Consider the following 19,741-nt stretch of genomic DNA (forward strand, 5'->3'; position numbering starts at 1 on the left):
ACATATACAGATAAAGGCAAGGCTACTGATATCAGTTTTATTGGCCCGCTATGTCTACGCCGCTCGATGCTGCGCAAACCCCTTCTAGCAGCGCGATATCAGTTTTTAGGGATTTAAACATATCAGCCTTTATGAGAGCTTACGGCAGGATTCTATGAAAATTCATAAAACATTCGTTACCCTCAGGATCCGCACACCACTGCATTTGGTTGCCATCATGGTACAAAAACGCAATGAGTGTCTCATCGGTCTGATCAATTTGATTGCCTGAGCAGTCTACTTCGTTATTGTCATAAACAGTCTTGAGGGCGATAATAGGCAGCCCTTCCTCGCGGTGGGTCACCAAGTAACGTCCGTACGTCCACTCCTTACCACTTACCGCCCACATCTCATTATCCGCACCAAAGTTATACAACTCACGGCATTGATTAGACTTCGCGGTTGAGGCGAGTAAGTTTTGATCGGTATTTGGCTCAGTCTGTAGGATGCGCTCCTCGCTTTGTGTGAGTATCCCGCCTGCTACGGCACCCTCCTTAATCTTCGGCTCACTATTCGCTGACGCCAATCTCTCTTTTCGGGCCGCTTGCCGCGCTTGCGCGTCTTTGGTCATCGTGATACTACTGTCCAATTCTATCTCCCACTGCCCCGCGATAGCAGGACTGATATGGGTCGTGATGGTCGGTTTGGTCACGACTTCACCATTGGCAGGCAACGAGGCCAAAATAGAAGCCAAAGTAAATGAAGCAAATGATATAGGTTCCATGATTAACCTTTGATTTATTGTTTTATAGTAGGTGCTATATACATTAGCGTAAGTCTTAGACACCAAAAACACAAGTAACTTTATGCTATTAGTCGTAACGCCACCAGTGCTGCCTGTGCCTCACACAAAACAACGCCATAGCGCCGCTTGCATGATGCAAAACGCTATGACGTTATAATAACCAATAGTAGGGCTATATCACCCGCTGTCAGGTTTAGGCAGCGACCGCACCGACTGCCTGAGCAAAGGCCGATAGCGCGCCTTTTAGCATCGCCGATACCGTACTGCTGCACGTACCGATACCAGAGTACACCTCACCATCGACATTTAACTGAATGTAAGCGGCGGCATTGGCGTTGGTTTTATTATCTCGATTGGTATCATCATCGATGCCATGACCACTATTATGCTGCGGGTTGATTGCATGCTCAGCATAATTGATGATGTGCAATGACTTTCCTGTATGTTGGGCCAGACCATTGATAAAGGACGACAGCGGCCCATTACCAGTACCATCGATGTCGATAATATCGCCATTCATCTGCACTTGACCATTAAAGTAGACCTCGCCGCCTTTATTATTGACACTATAGTCTAATAGCTCAAAGCTGCCTTTCTGCAGATAGGTGTCTTCAAAGGTTTGCAAGATTTCGTCGTTTTGCAATTCGCGCGCCACGTGTTCGGCTTGTTTTTGTACCACACCGCTAAAGTCAATCTGCATCCAGCGCGGCAAATTAAAGCCGTAGTTACGCTGCAAGATATAAGCGACGCCGCCTTTACCCGATTGGCTGTTGATACGGACGACATCTTGGTAGCTACGACCAATATGCGCAGGATCAATTGGCAGATAGGCCACATCCCAAATATCGTCCGTCTCGTCTTGATGTCTTTCATTATAATCGAGCGATTTTTTGATGGCGTCTTGGTGCGAGCCACTAAAGGCGGTAAACACCAGCTCACCGACATACGGGTGACGCGGATGCAGTGGCAAGTTATTACACTCGCTCACCACCTGTACGATTTCGCTCATGTTGCTAAAATCAAGCTCAGGATCGACACCTTGGCTAAATAAGTTCATGGCCATGACCATGACATCCATGTTACCTGTGCGCTCGCCATTTCCGAGCAACGTGCCCTCGATACGATCGGCACCCGCCAAGACACCGAGCTCTGCGGCTGCCACCGCACAGCCGCGATCATTGTGCGTATGCAAACTGACCGTCACATACTCTCTGTGGGTGAGATGGCGACAAAAATACTCAACCTGATCGGCAAAGACATTGGGCATAGAGGCCTCAACCGTGGCGGGTAAGTTTAAAATCACTTCCTGCCCATTTTGGGGTTGCCATACTTCACAGACAGCATCGCAGACTTCCACCGCATATTCAGTCTCTGTCTGGCTAAAGCTCTCAGGAGAATACTGAAAGACCCATTCGGTTTCAGGATATTTGGCTGCATAATCTACCAACAGATTGGCCCCAGCGATTGCTATCTCTTTGATCTCGGCTTTGTCTTTACCATAGACTTTTTCGCGTTGGACACGGCTCGTTGAGTTATAAACGTGGACAATCGCCCGCTTAGCGCCCTTCAACGACTCAAAGGTACGAGCGATCAAATGCTCACGCGCCTGTACCAATACTTGTAAGGTGACATCATCAGGCACATGGTTTTCTTCGATAAGTTTGCGGGCAAAATCAAACTCAACCTGCGCAGCCGATGGAAAGCCGATTTCGATCTCTTTAAAACCGACGGCAACCAAAGTCTTAAAAAAGCGCATTTTTTGCTCGATGGTCATCGGATCAATCAGTGCTTGGTTACCATCACGCAGATCCACGCTTGCCCAGATTGGTGCTTTGTCGATTGTTTTGCTCGGCCATGTGCGATCTGGCAGCGCAGGAGCAAACGCAAATGGACGATACTTTTTATAATCAAAAGCAGTATTTTTTGGGGTGATTTTGGCAGCTGTACTTGTCGCCGTGCGTGTGGCTTGGTCAGACATAATCAATCCTTAGATGATATCAAGGGTTACGGGTTTTACAGGATGGTTGATGATTGGATTTATGTTTATCATACGAGATAACGACTTTTTATGCCATCATAATATCAAAGTTTGTCAGCCGAAAATCAGCTTTCTTTTGTCTTATTTGGTGCTATTTTGGTGAAAAACTCTGCATTTATCAATATAATTAGTACATTTCACTAATAAGATGGATATTTATGTCAAACAGCTATATTGATAAAGGGTTTTCTGTAGAGATTGACGAGACCGACAGAGCGCTATTACGCTTGCTGCAGACGCAAGCGCGCATGAGTATCACGGAGCTGGCAGAGCAGGTCAATCTCTCGGCGACGCCATGCGCGCGCCGCATCAAGCGCTTAGAAGACACTGGCATCATCACCGGCTACCACACACAAACAGACGCGCAAAAGCTCGGCTACCCGCTTGCCGTCTTTATCGCCATCAGCATGGATCGTCATACTGCCGAGCGTTTTGAGATATTTGAGTCAAAAATTCAAAGCTTTGATGAAGTGGTGAGCTGTAGTATCGTCACCGGTCGCACAGAGGACTATCTGATTAAGGTGCGGGTACGCGATATGGCGCATTATGAGGAGTTTTTATTGCATCGCCTCAATCGTATCGAGGGTGTCGCCCAAGTACATACAAGCTTTGAGCTGCGAGAAGTGTTTAGCCGCAATGTGGTTTGACGGCTATATTAGGGCGTGGCGCGCTGGCGACTTGGCTCTAACCAAGGACACGCCCTAGGTATAATAGGTGCAATAGAGACAACAGATACAATCATTTGTGATTTTAGTTCACCGTCTGGCCCAGCATCTGTACCCGCTGATCGCTAAACATGTCCATATCGGGCGCAAGCGTACGCATAAAACGATCAAAATACAGCATCTGCTTGGTCAATAAGGCAAAGTCCCGCGGGAAGTGAATACCATGACGTTTGCCAACTTCCACGATCTCTAGCATCATCTGGTTGAGCTCGTCAGCTTGCTCTTTACTATTAAATGGCACACCGCTGGTAAAAGCTTTGTCCTCTGCCATGATGGTCTGCATCATGCGCTGCAAGTCATCGCCCAGTGCGGCGACATCCACCTGATGGCTCTCGTGCGTCATTTCCATATCGACCATATGACGTGCCATCGCTTGATAGTCACTGTCTTGCATGGCCTGCATCATTCCCATACAAGCGCGCCAGCTCTCAGCTTTGAGCCTACCCACGATTCCAAAGTCTAAAAAGCCAATGCGTCCATCGGTCAGCAGCATCAAATTACCCGCATGCAAATCTGCATGGAAACTATTACACAGCATCAAACTGGCAAACCAGGTGTTTAAGGTATCCGCCATCACCTGTGCAGGGTCGGCACAGTACTGACGCATCAGCACTTCATCGACCATTGACACCCCATACAATCGGCTCATGGTCAACACGCGCTTGGTGGTCAGCGCCTCATATACTTTGGGCGCGACCACGCGAGTATTGCCAGATACCGCTAAAAACTGCTGAAAATCTCGAATGTTTTGCGCTTCAGCGATAAAATCCGTCTCGGCCAGCATACGCAACCGAATCTCATCGATGATCGGTGCGATACTGGCAAACTTCATCGATGGCATCAGCAGCTCAAGCAGCTTGGTAACTCCATACAATACGCCCAAATCCGTCTGCATGATGGTCTCGACACCAGGTTTTTGTACCTTGAGCACCACCTCATCACCATTATGTAGTCGCGCAGCATGCACTTGAGCGATAGACGCCGACGCCAGCGGTGTCGGGTCGATATGCGCAAACTTATCCTCAAGCGTCATGCCATCCGTTGCCAGCTCTTCATTTAATACCTGCTCGATATAGGTGTACGACAATGGCGTGGTTTGATCCAAGCAGCTCTGAAACGCCTTGACATACTCACGCGGAAACAACGACGGCGTGCTGGCGATAAACTGGCCTATCTTGATATAGGTAGTACCAAGCTGCTCAAAGGTTTCTTTTAACAGCCTCGCGTCTGGCTTTTCACCTTTGGCGACTCTGAGCGCCGAGAGACCTGCCACACTTGCAGTTTGACGAACCCGATTGACGACATTGAAAGTGTGTTTTAATAAATGCGGACGATGAATTTTCATAAAAAATAACTTATACCACGATCGATTGAGTTTAGGCATGGGCGCAGACAGGGCACGCTGGGTCTGGACGATAGCCCATCAGCCGCTGCTGCATCTGGCTACCATCCCATATCAGTAGCTTATTTGTCAGTGGATTTTTGGTTAATCCTAGATATTGCAGCGCCGCATTAGCTTGTAGGTTACCCATAATCGCGGTCGTACTTGCCAGCACACCCGAGTTGGCACAGTTTCGCTCATCTGCCTCTGCATCGATGAGCACCGAGCCAAAGACACAATGATAGCAGCCTGTCTGCCGATGCGGCTCATACAAGGCCAGCTGCCCTTGCATAGCGATCGCTGAGGCAGACAATAACGGAAGCTGATAGCGCACACTGATACGATTAATCATATCGCGGGTAGCAAAATTGTCCGTACAGTCCAATAATAAATCAGGCTTACCAGATGCCATGCCCAGTAGCTCATAGGCATTGTCTTCGCTCAGCCTTGCCACTGACCCACGCGCCTTTATCAACGGATTGATTTTTTCTAACATCTGCGCGGCTGTCAGAGCTTTGGCTTTGCCGATGTCACTAGGTAAAAACAGCGTCTGCCGCTGCAGATTGCTGGCCTCAATCACATCATCATCAATCAAATGGATTTGTCCAAGCCCCGCCCGTACCAGCGTTTCAGAAGCCGGACACCCAAGGCCACCGGCTCCTATCATAACGACGCGCGCTGATTTTAAACGTAACTGAGCATCGACATCCCAGCCCTCTAGCAGTATCTGCCGCGCATAACGCATCAGTTCGCTATCTGATAGCGGCTGTGTCTCTGTCGCCTGCGTCATACCTTTCATCACACTCTTTCACCACGATTTGTTAGAAAAAACATCTAAAAAGCCCTTTATGCCAGATGCCCCAGCGTCACCCGATCGTTTCCGCCATAGTCTTGCACCGTCTGTATCGCGCCAAAGCCATGGGACGAGAGTATCTGACGCACCGCTTCACCTTGATCAAATCCGTGTTCTAGCGCCAGTAGCCCTCCTGCACGCAGGTATTTAGGTGCCAGCTGCGTGATATGCTCGATATCAGCCAGACCATGATTGGGCGCACTAAGAGCGCTCATTGGCTCGGCTCTCAAGTGTGCCAAGTGCGCATCTTCCTCATCGATATAAGGCGGGTTTGAGACAATCACATCAAACATCCTGTCGGTCGGCAGCGACTCATACCAACTGCTCTGGATAAAATCAATCTCCCCCACTTCATTGATCAGCGCATTATACTTAGCAACCTCTAGCGCTTCAGGCGAGACATCGAGCGCAACAGTATGCCAATGAGCATATCGCAAGTGGTGCTTTAGCTCATGCGCCAAACTGATCGCAATACAGCCTGAGCCAGTGCCTAAATCCAAAAGATATTTTGGTGTAGGATGCTCGTCATTTATCGGCTGCAATTGTATCCATTGTAGCACTTGCTCGACCAATACCTCGGTGTCGGGCCGAGGAATGAGGGTATGCTCATTGACAGTAAAGCTAAGCGACCAAAACGCTTGTTGACCAGTCAGATATGCCAATGGGGTACCAGCCTGCAGTTTTTCGATACCTGTATAAAACTGCGCAAGCTCACTTTCTGTCAGCTGATACTCTTCGTCAGTGATCAAAAACAAGGACGGTTTATCAATGACCGCCAGCAGCCAATCTGTAAACCAAAACGAAGGCAAACGGCTATTGTCAGCCTCATCCGATAGCTGGCGAATGTACTGTTTTAGATGTTTAATACTAGACATGACTACCGTTTATATTCTTCATATATATTCTCAAACGCCGATATTAGGGTTTTCCTTGGTCAATGAAGGCCGCCCGCACCATGATCATCATTGTCATTAAGGGTTATCATCGTCATTATCATAAATATCATCATTATCACCGATGACGATGTGTTTATCGACAAAATAAATCAGCGCCAAAATTGGAATACCGATGGCAAAGGTAAAAATAAAGAAAAACGGATAACCCATGCTATCGACGATAGAGCCAGAATAGCCGCCCATCACCTTAGGAATCAAGGTCATCAATGAGGAAAAAATCGCATACTGCACAGCCGTAAAACGTATGGACGTCAAAGCAGACAAAAAAGCGATAAACACAGCACTGGCCAGCCCTGCCGCCAAATTATCAAATATCACCGCCATATACATGATAGGCAGGCTGCCTGGATTATACGTCAAAACCACAAACAATAAATTGGTCACACATGCCAAGATGGCACCAATCATCATGGCATGCATGATACGAAATCGCTGCGCTAACAGTCCACCCAAAAAGCCACCAGCGATGGCCATAATCACCCCAACCAGTTTTACTGCATTGGCGATGTCAGTTTTGCTAAAGCCCATGTCTTGGTAAAACACATTGGATATGACCCCAGCGACGATATCAGAGATACGATATAAGCCGATCAACGCCAGTAGCAAAAGCGCTTTCATACCATAGCGTCTAAAAAAATCAACAATCGGCTCAATCCATGTCGCCATGGCAATTTGTTTGTTGACTAGCCCCGCCTGCACCAGCGCAAAGCCTGCTACTAAAGCGACCGCCAAGCTCATCAATAAATGCAGCGTCTCACTAACAAAGCTGACAAACACCCCGTCAAACGCCGGCAAGAGCTGCCCTATCAATACATAGGCGGCGATAAATGCCACGACAGCAAAGACAAACAATAATACCAGTCTGACATAGTCTTCACGCGTCTCGGCCACCAGCGGTGCTTTATTGATGATTTTTGGCTGATTGATAATAAAGTACAGCAACAGCAAAGGCGCGCAAGCAACCAATGCCAAAAAGTAAAACTTGATACTGGGCAGAGCGACCTGCGGTATCAATGCCACAGGAGCATCGATCGCCAAGTTAATCAGCATATTGAGTAAATAAACCACACCAAACAACAGCCCTGGAATGAGCAGCAACGCTGAATAAATCAAAAAAACCTTTAAATTGCGATGTTGTTTGTTGCTTTGCAATATCTCAGCGGTCGGCTCATAGCTGGCAAACGTCGTCAAGATACCTAATGTCATGACCCCTGCCATAATATAATAGGTATTGCGCCATGCTTCATAACTATAAAAAGCCTCCGTCGAGCCAAAATAGTCCGCCAAGTACAGCGCACCTGCCCCGGCGACAATCATACCGATACGGTAGCCTGACACATAAATAGAAGACAAAATCGACTGCATAGACGGCGGTGCCAGCTCAATACGATAGGCATCAATGACGATATCTTGGGTGGCTGACGAAAAACCCAGCAACACCGCCGCACCTGCCATATAAATCAGCACATCTTCACTGACAGGATTGACGGTCGCCATCAAAAAGATCGCCAATACGATAAGCAGCTGCGACACCACCATCCAGCTGCGACGCCGTCCCAGCCACTTGGTCAAAAAAGGCACCGGCAGCGCATCAATCAAAGGCGCCCAAATAAACTTAAACGAGTAACCAAGTGCCGCCCAGCTAAACATCGTCACCACGCTGCGATCTATACCCGCTTCTCTTAGCCATAACGACAGACTAGAAAATATCAGCAAAATAGGAATACCGGCTGAAAACCCCAAAAACAGCATCACGATGACACGCGAGTCCAAATAAGCCTTGGCGGCCTCGCCCCATGATTTTTTTGCACTCGGTTGATTGGGTGGCACAGATTTGACAGCAGACATAATAACTCACCAGCACTTAGGACAGATAACACACCATCATACAGCACCACACGCGCATTGGGCTTTATGACGATAGTCGTAATAACAAAATTGAATTATGGTACTTGAGAACGCTGACCTTGACTAGATATTTTTGTATGGGCTGGCAAGTAAATCGAATATTGAGGCTTTATGTTGTTCCTTTATTAATTACTGTATCCCTTTACCGCTTCTACCTTACTTTATTGTTAATCATATTTCTTATTCAACGCCCTATCTTGCTTCTTTAAACAGTCCTTTATCGCAAATACGGTATGACAGCTAATAAAGCTGAATGTGACGAAAATTTATATATTTCAACCTATGTTTACAGCTTATATTCATAATTATTATAATTTGATAGCTATTTATTATATACAAGAATAATAACTTTGTTTTACACTAGGCCGTATTCGTACGTTTTCATTTTTATATACAAGCATTTTATATACAGGCAGGGTCTGTGTATTTATACAATAGGATTTAGTTATGGCAATCGACGTAGTGGTCAATCAGCGACATCTACAAATTCAGCTCAAACAGTTGGAAACGGTGTGGCACACGGTGATTAATGGCTATAACTTAAGCCAGGCTGCGACCGTACTACACACCAGTCAATCGAGCTTATCCAAACATATTGCCGCGCTCGAAAACCAGCTCAAGACCGAAGTGTTTATCCGTCAAGGCAAACGGCTGACTGGGCTGACGGCGCTGGGTACGGCGCTGATGCCGCATATTGAGTCTATCTTTGCTGAAATCCGCACCATCGAAAACCTAAGTCTGGATTTTAATAATCCAAATATCGGTACTTTGACAATTGCCACCACGCACACGCAAGCCAGATACGTACTGCCAAAAGTGGTCAAAGAGTTCAAAGAGCGATTTCCAAAAGTCAACTTAATCTTGCAGCAAGCGGATCCTGAGACCATCGCGCAGATGGTCATTCGTGGGCAGGCCGATATTGGTATTGCAACGGAGTCATTGCTCCATAATAACTACCTACGCTGTTATCGTTATTATGACTGGACACACCGCGTCATCGTACCAAGCGATCATGAGCTTGCAGGCTTAGAGTCCATTGATCTGCCGACGCTGGCCAGCTATCCGATTGTGACTTACCATGGTGGCTTTACCGGTCGCGGCGCTATCGACAAGACCTTTAACAATGCTGGTCTTGAGCCTGATATCGTTTTGGCCGCGCTCGATGCCGACGTGATTAGCACTTACGTGGGTCTGGGGCTGGGCATTGGGATCATCGCCGAGATGGCGTTTGAGCCCAGTCACTATCAAAACCTAACCGCCATCCCCGTCGATCATTTTGGACGGTTTACCAGTTGGATGGCTGTACGCGATGATGCTGAGATTCGCCAATACGGTCGTGCCTTTATGAAGCTTTGTCAGAAACAATTCGACAACTAAACAAAGCGGCTAGAGCGTCTGTCCTACCTTACACCACCTTTACCGAGCTTATGCATAAGTGATAAAATACAGTCTCAAAAGTTATTCAACGTTTGATTTCTTTTTTATTTCTGCATGTATTGCTGGGCGCCTAGACATTGATTTGTACTGAGTGTCGACCACTGCATGTCCATTTGCTTCTATGTAACAGGTGATACCGCTCATGGAAAAACTCGTAGCGATCATTATGGCAGTTTTTGCCGCCCCTTTGCTTATTGGCGGCGCTTATCTGCTCTCTTTAGGCGGTAGTCCTTACTATCTTTTTGCTGGCGTTATGATGTTAACGACAGCATTTTTATTGTTCAAAAAACACTGGAGCGCTTACGGGGTGTACGCGATATTTATCGTTGTGACACTAGTATGGTCGCTTTGGGAATCTGGATTTTACTGGTGGGCGCTGGCAACTCGCTTGGGTTTCCCACTAATATTTGGTTTATTAATGCTTTTACCGTGGGTCTCTAAGAAGATGCACGGGAAACACGCTCAAGTAACAACCACAAACAACGTTAAGAAAAGCCCGCTTTATTATTGGGGACTAATGGCCAGTGTGGTTGTGGGCGCACTGCTCTCTTTCGGTAGTATGGCCAATAATGCCACCGACAAATTGGGCGAGCTCGATTTAACTGCCAAAGATGACGGCGATCAAAATGCCACTTCTACCAACCTTGGCGACCCATTATCAAATGGCGAGCAAACACCAGATGGTGAGTGGAGCGCCTATGGCCGTACTAACTATGGCCAACGCTATTCTCCTTTGACTCAAATCAACACAGAGAATGTCAAAGATTTGGAGCTGGCGTGGCAAATCCAAACAGGCGATATCAAAGGTCCTAATGATGTTGGCGAAACCACTTATCAAGCAACCCCACTAAAGATCGGCAACGCTCTTTATATGTGTACGCCGCATAACTGGGTGCTGGCATTAGATGCCGACTCTGGTGAGACTCTATGGAAGTTCGATCCTAAGGTTGGCGAAAACCTCCAGCGTCAGCATCAAACTTGCCGCGGTGTCTCTTATTACGCTGGTCAAGCTGGTACAAACAGCACTACGCCAGCAGCTAATGCTAATACCGAGACAGCTAGCGATAGCGCCGTCAGTGACACCACTGATAATAACGTAGTAGCGGCTAATAAACCGGCTGCGACTGGCGATACATTGGTGCAAAAAATTGCTGGGAATACCTTTGAAAATCCCTCCAAGCAATGCAATGCCAAGATATTTATCCCAACCTCTGATGCCAAGCTATATGCCCTCGATCCAAAAACGGGACAACGCTGTCAAGAGTTTGGTGAAGATGGCGCATTAGATTTGATGCACAACATGCCGTTCCAGCAAGCAGGCTACTATTACTCAACATCTGCCCCAGTGGTTGCAGGTGGCGTTATTATTGTCGCTGGTGCTGTTAACGACAACTACGATGTAAACTCACCCTCTGGTGTGATCCGTGCTTATGACGTGAATACTGGCGAGCTTATGTGGAACTGGGATTCAGGTGATCCTGACAACATAGCCCCTTTTGATGTCAATGATCCAACTCAAGTCTATCGCACCAGCTCGCCAAACTCATGGTCGACTGCCAGTGCTGATGAAGAGCTTGGTTTGGCCTACTTCCCAATGGGCAATCGCACGCCCGATCAGCTCGGTAGCTATCGTAATGCTGCTGAAGAAAAGTATGCAACCTCTGTGGTCGCACTAGATCTGAAAACTGGTGAAGCGCGCTGGGTACAGCAGTTTGTCCATCATGATCTTTGGGATATGGATACGCCTGCGCAGCCAACATTGCTTGACTTAAATACCGCTGATGGTGTCCAGCCTGCATTGGTGGTACCGACTAAACAAGGCGATGTTTATGTCTTGAACCGTGCCACAGGCGAGCCTATTGTGCCTATCAAAGAGCGTGATGCACCGCAAGGCTACCTCATTGCTGGTGAACATGCTGCTCCGACGCAACCTTATTCTGGTTTGAGCTTTGAGCCTGAGAAACTGACTGAAAAAGATATGTGGGGCGCAAGTCTCATCGATCAGATGATGTGCCGTATTGAGTTCAACAAACTCAACTACGACGGTCGCTACACGCCACCATCAACCAACGGTACGTTAGTCTATCCTGGTAACTTTGGTACCTTTAACTGGGGCGGAATCGCTGTTGATCCTGAAAATGGCGTGATGTTCGGTATGCCAACTTACCTTGCCTTTACCTCAAAACTCATCCCTAAAGACACACTTGGCGATGTTGAGACCAATAAAGGTGAACAAGGTGTGAATGCCAACGAAGGCGCAGACTATGCGGTAGAAATGGGACCATTCTTATCACCACTTGGTGTACCTTGCCAGCAGCCACCATGGGGCACTATCGCAGGTGCTGATCTGGCCACAGGCGAGATTGCTTATCAGCGCAAGAACGGTACCGTACAGGACTTATCTCCTATTCCAATCAAGTTTGAATTGGGGGTACCTGGTATTGGTGGACCTATCATCACTAAAGGTGGCGTCGCATTCTTGTCAGCAGCAACAGAAAACAACTTCCGTGCTTATGATCTAAAGAATGGCGATGTCCTATGGAATGTACGTATTCCAGCAGGTGGTCAGGCTACACCTATGACCTACTTGAACTCTAAAGGTGAGCAAATGGTCGTGTTGGTTGCTGGTGGACATGGTTCAGTAGGTACGAAGATCGGTGATTATGTGGTCGCTTATAAGCTTGGCAATCAAGCCAAATAAGTGATTTGAATAACTTACCATTTACATAATGTCATTTCAAAAAAGCAGGTAACTTAGGTTGCCTGCTTTTTTATGTGCGACTGGTTTTGTTATCTACTCACTAATGGCGCTTTGTTATGATTTATTGCTACTCTGTAACACCGCTTGAAATCGATAGTGGTGACAAACATATCAAGAGAAAATAATTAATCACTCTACTGGATAATTTATGAATAACAAAATCCCTTTATCGTTTTTGGATCTCGCCCCCGTACCCGAAGGTAAAACCGTCGCTGACGGTATCGCCCAAACCGTGGCAACCGCTCAGCAAGCAGAAAAAGTCGGTCTCAACCGCTACTGGATGGCAGAGCATCACAACATGCCAGGTATCGCTAGTGCAGCGACCTCGGTGCTACTCTCACATATCGGTAGCCAGACCAGCCGTATCCGTATCGGTGCAGGCGGTGTGATGCTGCCCAACCATGCCCCGCTGGTTATCGCTGAACAGTTTGGCACCTTACAAGCGCTTTATGGCGATCGAATTGATCTCGGTTTGGGCCGCGCCCCTGGTACTGATGGCGCGACGTTTCAGGCGCTGCGTCGCCAGATGAAAGATGCTGAGCGCTTTCCGCAGGATGTACAAGAGCTGATGTACTTTTTGGGCAATGATACAGATGGCAGTCCAGTACAGGCATTCCCCGGTGCCAAATCAGGCATTCCTATCTGGATATTAGGCTCTTCTCTATTTGGTGCGACCTTAGCCGCGCATTTAGGACTGCCCTATGTGTTTGCCTCACATTTTGCACCGCAAATGCTCGGACAAGCCATTGATACTTACCGTGAGCAGTTCAAGCCGTCTGCCTATTTAGATAAGCCTTATGTCATGCTGGCGGCAAATCTATTACTCGCTGATGATGACGAAACTGCTCAGTATCATTTTACCTCAGCACAGCAGAGCTTTGTACGTTTGCGCCGAGGCGAAACGGGACAAATGCCCAAACCCACTCATGATATGGATAGTATCTGGAGTGAGGCTGAAAAAATGATGGTGGATAATGCGCTGTCAGTATCGTTTATTGGCTCGGTTGAGACAGTCAAACCAAAGCTTGCGCAGTTTTTGGCACAATATGAGCCAGATGAGCTAATCGTCACGGCCAACATCTATGATCAAGCAGCGCGTTTGCGTTCACTTGAACTTACACCTGAGCTAAATTTGTTTACTTTACAATAAGATAGGACGCTTGCATAATTATTGATAAACCACTATGAGATCATACTTATGGAACCCTCTGCTTTTATTGGTTCATCGATATTTTTGTACATTGCAGCATTTATTGCCGTGATGGTCGTTGGCGGTTATCTGACGTATCGCACCAGCCCCAAACGTAAGCAACGTCGAGAAGAAAAGCGTAACCGAGACAATATAAATTGACATTACCCCCCCTCCTTTTTTTCAAAATAGAAAAAAAGGGGTTGCAAACAGTCAAATAAAATATATACAAACCTACCTATTTATTACTATAATAGATAGATTATATCTATAATATAGAGAGCAAGTTATGGGGAAACTGGTTAGTATTGGGGAGGCTGCCAAACATTTCGGGGTTGCTCAATCCACATTAAGACGTTGGGATGAGGATGGTACGTTAGTCGCCAAGCGAACCGAAAACGGGCATAGGCGATATGATTTAAGTGAAATCAGACCGCATTCCTTGAATACACCACCTAAATTAGACCGAAAAACCATTGCTTATGCTCGTGTGTCGAGTCGTGATCAAAAAGACGACTTACTTCTCCAGTCTCAAGTTTTGGAACTTTATTGTGCCAGGCAAGGCTGGACTTTTGAGACGATTACCGATCTTGGTAGTGGAATGGATTATAAAAAGAAAGGCTTAAAAAACCTGCTTGATGACATACTGAGCAATAAAGTTGAACGGCTGGTAATTACCCATAAAGACAGGCTTTTACGATTTGGTGCAGAACTGGTTTTCATGTTGTGTGAGGCTCGTGACGTTGAAGTGGTAATAATCAATCAAGGTGAAGAATTGAGTTTTGAGCAAGAATTAGCCCAAGATGTATTGGAGATTATCACCGTATTTTCAGCGAGGCTATACGGCTCTTGCAGCAAGAAAAACCAACAATTAATAGAGGCGGTTAAAAAAGCATTATGATCCGTGGACACATTATCGAACTCAAGCCAAACAACGTACAGGCAAATCACCTTGCTCGTGCTTGTGGCGTGGCGAGAAAAGCCTACAACTGGGCTTTGCATGAGTGGCAGCGGCAGTATGCGCTTGACAAAGCGTACCGTGATGCGTGTTTGGCCGCAGGCGTTGAGGTTGATACTAAAAATCTAAACAAGCCCTCACAGGCGAAGCTCAGACGCGAATTGAACGCCATTAAGCGTGAATTATTCCCCTATATGCTGGAAGTGACCAAATGCGCTCCGCAGGCGGCAATCATGCAGTTGGGTGATGCTTATAACAACTTCTTTAAAGGCTTAGCGAAATACCCAACCGCTCGTAAAAAAGGCCGTGACGATAGATTCAGTTTATCCAACGACCAATTTGCCATTAAAGGTAAATCCATTCGTATCCCAAACTTGGGCTGGGTTCGCTTAAAAGAAGCTTTACGTTTTGACGGCAAGATCATGTCAGCCACCATCTCTAAACGTGGCGGTAAGTGGTTTGTTAGTGTGGCTGTTGAAATACAAAAAGCTGTAATTCCTACTAAAAAGACAGGTAAAAGCGTTGGTGTTGATCTTGGTATTACCGACTTACTGGTTTTATCAGACGGCACTAAAATTAAAGCGCCAAAACCACTTCAAGCAAACCTTAAAAAACTAAGAACGCTAAACAAAGCGCTCAGTCGCACTAAAAAAGGCAGTAAAAACAGAGAAAAAGCGAAAACCAAGCTCTCTCGTTTGCACTATAAGATCAGGTGTATTAGGCAAGATTCTCTCCATCAAATCACAACAAGTCTGGTTAATAAGTTCGATGTGATTGCGATTGAGGATTTGAATGTCAAAGGTATGGTTAAGAACAGGCGGCTATCAAGAGCTATCAGTGACTTGGGTTTCTTTGAGTTTAAGCGACAGCTTATCTACAAAGCCACTGAGCAAGGCAAGGTTGTGAAATCAGTCGGACCCTTCTACCCAAGCTCAAAAACCTGTTCAAACTGCAATCATATCCTTGGTAAAGATGAGCTAACATTGAAAATGCGTGAGTGGTTGTGCCCTAACTGTCAGGTTTCTCATGACCGTGACCTCAACGCCAGCATCAATATTTTAAATAACGCGACTGTTATTTTAACAGCTGCATAATCCTGTTTATTGGACGGTGAGTTCCATCGCCAATTAAAAAAGTCTGTGGAGTCGTGGTCAGTCTAAATCTCAAATGAGAAATAGCGCGTGACAATGAAGCAGAAAGAAAACGTCAAACCTATCTAATAGTCAATATTGGCTAGGTTTGAGTAAGATTTTTGGAACGGGTTTTTAGTATTACAACGACTATTTGACGCTATGTCCAACAAAGCACTGACTATATAAGCTACATCAGACCAAGCGCACGTAAGGCGGCCGCACCAAACGCCATGCCAAACATACCAACCACCGTTGTAAACGCCAAGATATTGGCCGCCAATATGTCATTACCCCCCATCGCTTTTGCCATGACATAACTGGCCGCTGCGGCTGGTGATGCCACCATCAAGAATAACACGCCCATATGGACGCCTGATAAACCAAATGCCAAGCCAATCGCAATGGCGACGATGGGTGCAATCACAATCCGACCAATACTTGCCTGCATAGATAACCCTGAGGCACTCAGCATCGATTTCAAATCAATACTAGCACCAGCGCAAATCAGTGCTAGCGGCAATGCAACCGCTGCTAATAGATCACCCGTTGTATGAATGACGCCTGTAAGCGGTGGCAATGGCAATGCCTTATAAGCGAATGCTGATAGCAATGCCAAAATAAGTGGGTTGGTAAAAACTTTTTTGAGGATCATCGTGCTGCGGCTAATCAATGTGTCATCCACACTTTTGGAGACACGGCTGAGCGTAATAACAGCGAGGATATTAAACAATATAGTCACCACACCCATATAAACAGCGCCGATACTCAAGCCGCGCTCACCATAGGCGTTTGCCACAGTCGCTAAGCCAATGATTGCCATATTGCTACGAAAGACGCCTTGGACAAAAACCCCTTGATCGATGGGCCGACTGACAAAACGCTTGGCATAGAGCTCTGCACCGACAAACAAAATAAAGGTCACGACAACACCTGCCCCGATCAGCGTGATTTGCTTAGCATAGTCCACTTCACTGTCGACCACACTAAAAAAAAGCAAACACGGCAAGCAGTAATTAAACACAAAGCTTGAGGCCTGATCGATAAAAACCTGACTGGCCTCACCGCGCCTTTGCATAAAAAACCCCAACCCCATCAGCGCTAAGTTAGGTAAGACAATGGTAATCGCAAAAATGATGGCTTCTATCATAAAAAACTCAAAAAACACCATAGACGCACAGCAGCACGTTTGCCGCCATGCCTCTATATCAGGTAATAAGGTGACTAGAAAATCAGATAAACGCCTAATCTAGCATAAAATCGGCTGACATTTGGTCTATCGCAATGCAGCTATAGTCAATTCTACATAAAACTTGCACTATTAAATGCCGCAAGAAATATCTCTTGTCCGTGTTTGGGTAGATGATCTTTTACTGCCGCTGGCAGCTCTGATAAGGTATTGTAAGGCATAATCGCACTCCTTTTTGTCATTAATTGGCTTAATTGCCGATACAGTATTCTACCTGCTATTTTTGCTGTCGCCAAAAACCGCCAAGCCCTTAGCAACAAAAAACCCATAATGACAAATCATTATGGGTGTCAGGGCGAGCCTCTTGCCGTCTTATATTGAATGACAAATCTGTGCCATCATCAAACGCTAAGCGTCGCCTGTGCTTTTTTTTGTTTTTTGACCGTCATAGCCAGCAGCTGAACCGCCGCCGGCGTCACACCGCTGATGCGACCAGCTTGACCCAGCGTCGCAGGCCGTACTTGCGATAGCTTTTGTACGATCTCATTTGATAAGCCTGAGACCACACTATAATCAAAATCCATCGGTAATGCCGTACTCTCCAAACGCTTCATTTGCTCAATCTCTTCGGATTGACGGTCGATATAGCCGGCGTATTTGACCGAGATTTCTATCTGCTCGCCTACTTGCTCATCGACTTGCGAGTCAGTCATCGCAGCAATATCCGCAAAGTGAATCTGCGGACGTTTTAGTAAGTCAAACGCCGTGGCTTCTTTGGATAAGACCTCACCGGTTTGCTCAGTAAGTTTTTTTCCAAGGGCATTAGCAGGCGTGGCCCACATGTCTTTTAGACGAGCAGATTCGGTGGCGATGGCATCCATTTTGTCTTGATATGCTTGCCAGCGAGCGTCATCAACCAAACCGAGCTTGCGGCCCGTCTCGGTCAAGCGCTGATCGGCATTGTCCTCACGCAAGAGCAAACGATATTCAGCACGGCTGGTAAACATACGATACGGCTCTTTGGTGCCGTGGGTGATGAGATCGTCGACAAGTACGCCCAAATACGCCTCGTCACGGCGCGGTGTCCACGTCTCAAACTCACTATTATTGGTGGTGACGAGTGCCGCGTTAGTACCAGCCAGCAGCCCCTGCACGCCCGCTTCTTCATAACCTGTGGTACCGTTGATTTGCCCTGCAAAGTACAAGCGATCAATGGATTTGGTCTCAAGCGTGGGCTTTAGGCTTTGTGGATTGAAGTAGTCGTATTCGATGGCATACCCTGGACGGGTGATGTGTGCATTCTCAAGCCCTTTCATACTATGAATAAAGTCTAACTGCACATCGAAAGGCAAGCTGGTGGAGATACCATTTGGATACAACTCATGTGTGGTCAGGCCTTCAGGCTCGATGAAGATTTGATGACTGTCTTTATCCGCAAAACGATGAATTTTGTCTTCGATAGACGGGCAATAACGCGGGCCTACGCCTTCGATTTTGCCAGAAAACATCGGCGAGCGATCAAGGTTTTCGCGGATGATGTCATGGGTACGCGCATTTGTGTGGGTGATATAGCAATTGACTTGCTCAGGATGCATAGAGACATCACCCATATAGCTCATTATGGGTAGCGGTGTATCACCCGGCTGTACCGTCATGACGCTAAAATCCACCGTACGCGCATCGATACGCGCAGGCGTGCCTGTCTTTAGGCGGCCGACTGGCAGTTTGAGCTCACGCAAGCGGTCAGCCAGCTTGATAGAAGGCTGGTCTCCTGCGCGGCCACCTTTTGCGTTTTCAAGTCCGATATGAATGACACCGCCCAAGAACGTCCCTGACGTCAGAACGACTGTTTCTGTCTTGAAAACAATACCTGTCGAGGTAACCACCGCTGTCGCACGGCCATTTTCTACTAAGATATCATCGGCCGCTTGTTGAAATAAGTCAAGATTGGGCTGGTTCTCAAGCGTATGACGAATGGCAGCTTTGTACAAGATACGATCCGCTTGTGCGCGCGTGGCACGTACAGCAGCACCCTTACGGCTATTTAACACCCGAAACTGGATACCCGCCTTGTCGGTTGCCAATGCCATCGCACCACCTAACGCATCTATCTCACGTACTAGATGCGACTTGCCAATACCGCCAATCGCGGGGTTACAGCTCATTTGTCCGAGCGTCTCAATATTATGGGTGAGTAGCAAGGTCTGCGCGCCCATACGTGCGGCTGCCAGCGCAGCTTCTGTGCCAGCATGACCACCACCGATCACTATCACGTCGTAATGTTTTGGGTATTGCATGTATGCCTCACTTGACTCATAACGCGGCCCTCGCTCACTACTTTTTTGTCACGTAGCAAACGCCCAGCCCACAAACGTCAGTCGAATTAAAATCGAAGAAAAAATAAAAAGAGACAACGGCTCAGATAAGCCGCT

The 19,741-nt window shown here is 46.9% G+C and carries 16 protein-coding genes; 7 read left to right on the top strand and 9 right to left on the bottom strand.

The genetic code is table 11. The features are described 5' to 3' along the window. Nucleotides 1-139: 139 nt before the first annotated feature. Nucleotides 140-763: a hypothetical protein gene (locus C6W44_RS12255; protein WP_105246013.1), complete on the bottom strand. Its 624-nt coding sequence runs from the start codon at nucleotides 761-763 to the stop codon at nucleotides 140-142. Between the two features lie 214 nt (nucleotides 764-977). After that, nucleotides 978-2,762: a 2-isopropylmalate synthase gene (leuA, locus tag C6W44_RS12260; protein ID WP_105246015.1), complete on the bottom strand. Its 1,785-nt coding sequence runs from the start codon at nucleotides 2,760-2,762 to the stop codon at nucleotides 978-980. A gap of 218 nt (nucleotides 2,763-2,980) precedes the next feature. On the opposite strand from leuA, the gene C6W44_RS12265 reads away from it, so the two are divergent. Then, on the top strand, nucleotides 2,981-3,469 hold the full coding sequence (locus C6W44_RS12265; RefSeq protein WP_100749496.1) for an Lrp/AsnC family transcriptional regulator: 489 nt from the start codon (nucleotides 2,981-2,983) through the stop codon (nucleotides 3,467-3,469). A gap of 103 nt (nucleotides 3,470-3,572) precedes the next feature. Here the strand turns inward: C6W44_RS12265 and C6W44_RS12270 are convergent, their stop codons facing one another. The 4 genes from C6W44_RS12270 to C6W44_RS12285 all read right to left on the bottom strand — a co-directional run bounded on the left by C6W44_RS12270 (nucleotide 3,573) and on the right by C6W44_RS12285 (nucleotide 8,585). Further along, nucleotides 3,573-4,892 carry an ABC1 kinase family protein gene (locus C6W44_RS12270; RefSeq protein ID WP_105246017.1) on the bottom strand — a complete coding sequence of 440 codons (1,320 nt, stop codon included), beginning with the start codon at nucleotides 4,890-4,892 and terminating at the stop codon, nucleotides 3,573-3,575. Between the two features lie 31 nt (nucleotides 4,893-4,923). Continuing rightward, a complete protein-coding gene (locus tag C6W44_RS12275; RefSeq protein ID WP_264755626.1) occupies nucleotides 4,924-5,727 on the bottom strand; it encodes a HesA/MoeB/ThiF family protein in 804 nt (267 codons plus the stop codon). Between the two features lie 47 nt (nucleotides 5,728-5,774). Next, a complete protein-coding gene (prmC, locus tag C6W44_RS12280) occupies nucleotides 5,775-6,656 on the bottom strand; it encodes a peptide chain release factor N(5)-glutamine methyltransferase (RefSeq protein ID WP_105246019.1) in 882 nt (293 codons plus the stop codon). 96 nt (nucleotides 6,657-6,752) lie between these two features. Further along, entirely contained in the window at nucleotides 6,753-8,585 is a 1,833-nt protein-coding gene (locus C6W44_RS12285; RefSeq protein WP_105246021.1) for an AmpG family muropeptide MFS transporter, read from the bottom strand. Between the two features lie 507 nt (nucleotides 8,586-9,092). On the opposite strand from C6W44_RS12285, the gene C6W44_RS12290 reads away from it, so the two are divergent. The 6 genes from C6W44_RS12290 (at nucleotide 9,093) to C6W44_RS12310 (ending at nucleotide 16,084) form a co-directional block, all read left to right on the top strand. Continuing rightward, nucleotides 9,093-10,022, top strand: a complete 930-nt coding sequence (locus C6W44_RS12290; RefSeq protein WP_105246023.1) for a LysR substrate-binding domain-containing protein — start codon at nucleotides 9,093-9,095, stop codon at nucleotides 10,020-10,022. A 202-nt stretch (nucleotides 10,023-10,224) separates the two neighbouring features. Beyond that, complete coding sequence (locus tag C6W44_RS12295) at nucleotides 10,225-12,783, top strand: membrane-bound PQQ-dependent dehydrogenase, glucose/quinate/shikimate family (protein ID WP_105246025.1); 2,559 nt, start codon at nucleotides 10,225-10,227, stop codon at nucleotides 12,781-12,783. Nucleotides 12,784-12,991: 208 nt separating this feature from the next. Next, a complete protein-coding gene (locus tag C6W44_RS12300; protein ID WP_105246027.1) occupies nucleotides 12,992-13,993 on the top strand; it encodes an LLM class flavin-dependent oxidoreductase in 1,002 nt (333 codons plus the stop codon). Nucleotides 13,994-14,041: 48 nt separating this feature from the next. Further along, nucleotides 14,042-14,194 carry a hypothetical protein gene (locus C6W44_RS13435; protein ID WP_158676725.1) on the top strand — a complete coding sequence of 51 codons (153 nt, stop codon included), beginning with the start codon at nucleotides 14,042-14,044 and terminating at the stop codon, nucleotides 14,192-14,194. A 127-nt stretch (nucleotides 14,195-14,321) separates the two neighbouring features. After that, nucleotides 14,322-14,933, top strand: a complete 612-nt coding sequence (locus C6W44_RS12305) for an IS607 family transposase (protein ID WP_105243882.1) — start codon at nucleotides 14,322-14,324, stop codon at nucleotides 14,931-14,933. Further along, nucleotides 14,930-16,084 (top strand): RNA-guided endonuclease InsQ/TnpB family protein, encoded by a 1,155-nt coding sequence (locus C6W44_RS12310; protein ID WP_105246029.1) that lies wholly within the window; start codon nucleotides 14,930-14,932, stop codon nucleotides 16,082-16,084. The genes C6W44_RS12305 and C6W44_RS12310 overlap by 4 nt, the downstream gene beginning before the upstream one ends. Before the next feature lie 226 nt (nucleotides 16,085-16,310). Here the strand turns inward: C6W44_RS12310 and C6W44_RS12315 are convergent, their stop codons facing one another. The 3 genes from C6W44_RS12315 to mnmG form a co-directional block, all read right to left on the bottom strand. Further along, nucleotides 16,311-17,270 (bottom strand): AEC family transporter, encoded by a 960-nt coding sequence (locus C6W44_RS12315; protein WP_105246703.1) that lies wholly within the window; start codon nucleotides 17,268-17,270, stop codon nucleotides 16,311-16,313. 152 nt (nucleotides 17,271-17,422) lie between these two features. Continuing rightward, entirely contained in the window at nucleotides 17,423-17,530 is a 108-nt protein-coding gene (locus tag C6W44_RS12320; RefSeq protein ID WP_158676726.1) for a ChaB family protein, read from the bottom strand. Nucleotides 17,531-17,710: 180 nt separating this feature from the next. Beyond that, the gene (gene mnmG, locus C6W44_RS12325; protein WP_105246031.1) at nucleotides 17,711-19,606 is read right to left on the bottom strand and encodes a tRNA uridine-5-carboxymethylaminomethyl(34) synthesis enzyme MnmG; all 1,896 of its coding nucleotides are present in this window, start codon (nucleotides 19,604-19,606) and stop codon (nucleotides 17,711-17,713) included. Between the last annotated feature and the right edge of the window lie 135 nt (nucleotides 19,607-19,741).

Origin of the sequence: Psychrobacter sp. Marseille-P5312, from assembly GCF_900291405.1 — a bacterium.
Taxonomy (GTDB): domain Bacteria; phylum Pseudomonadota; class Gammaproteobacteria; order Pseudomonadales; family Moraxellaceae; genus Psychrobacter; species Psychrobacter celer.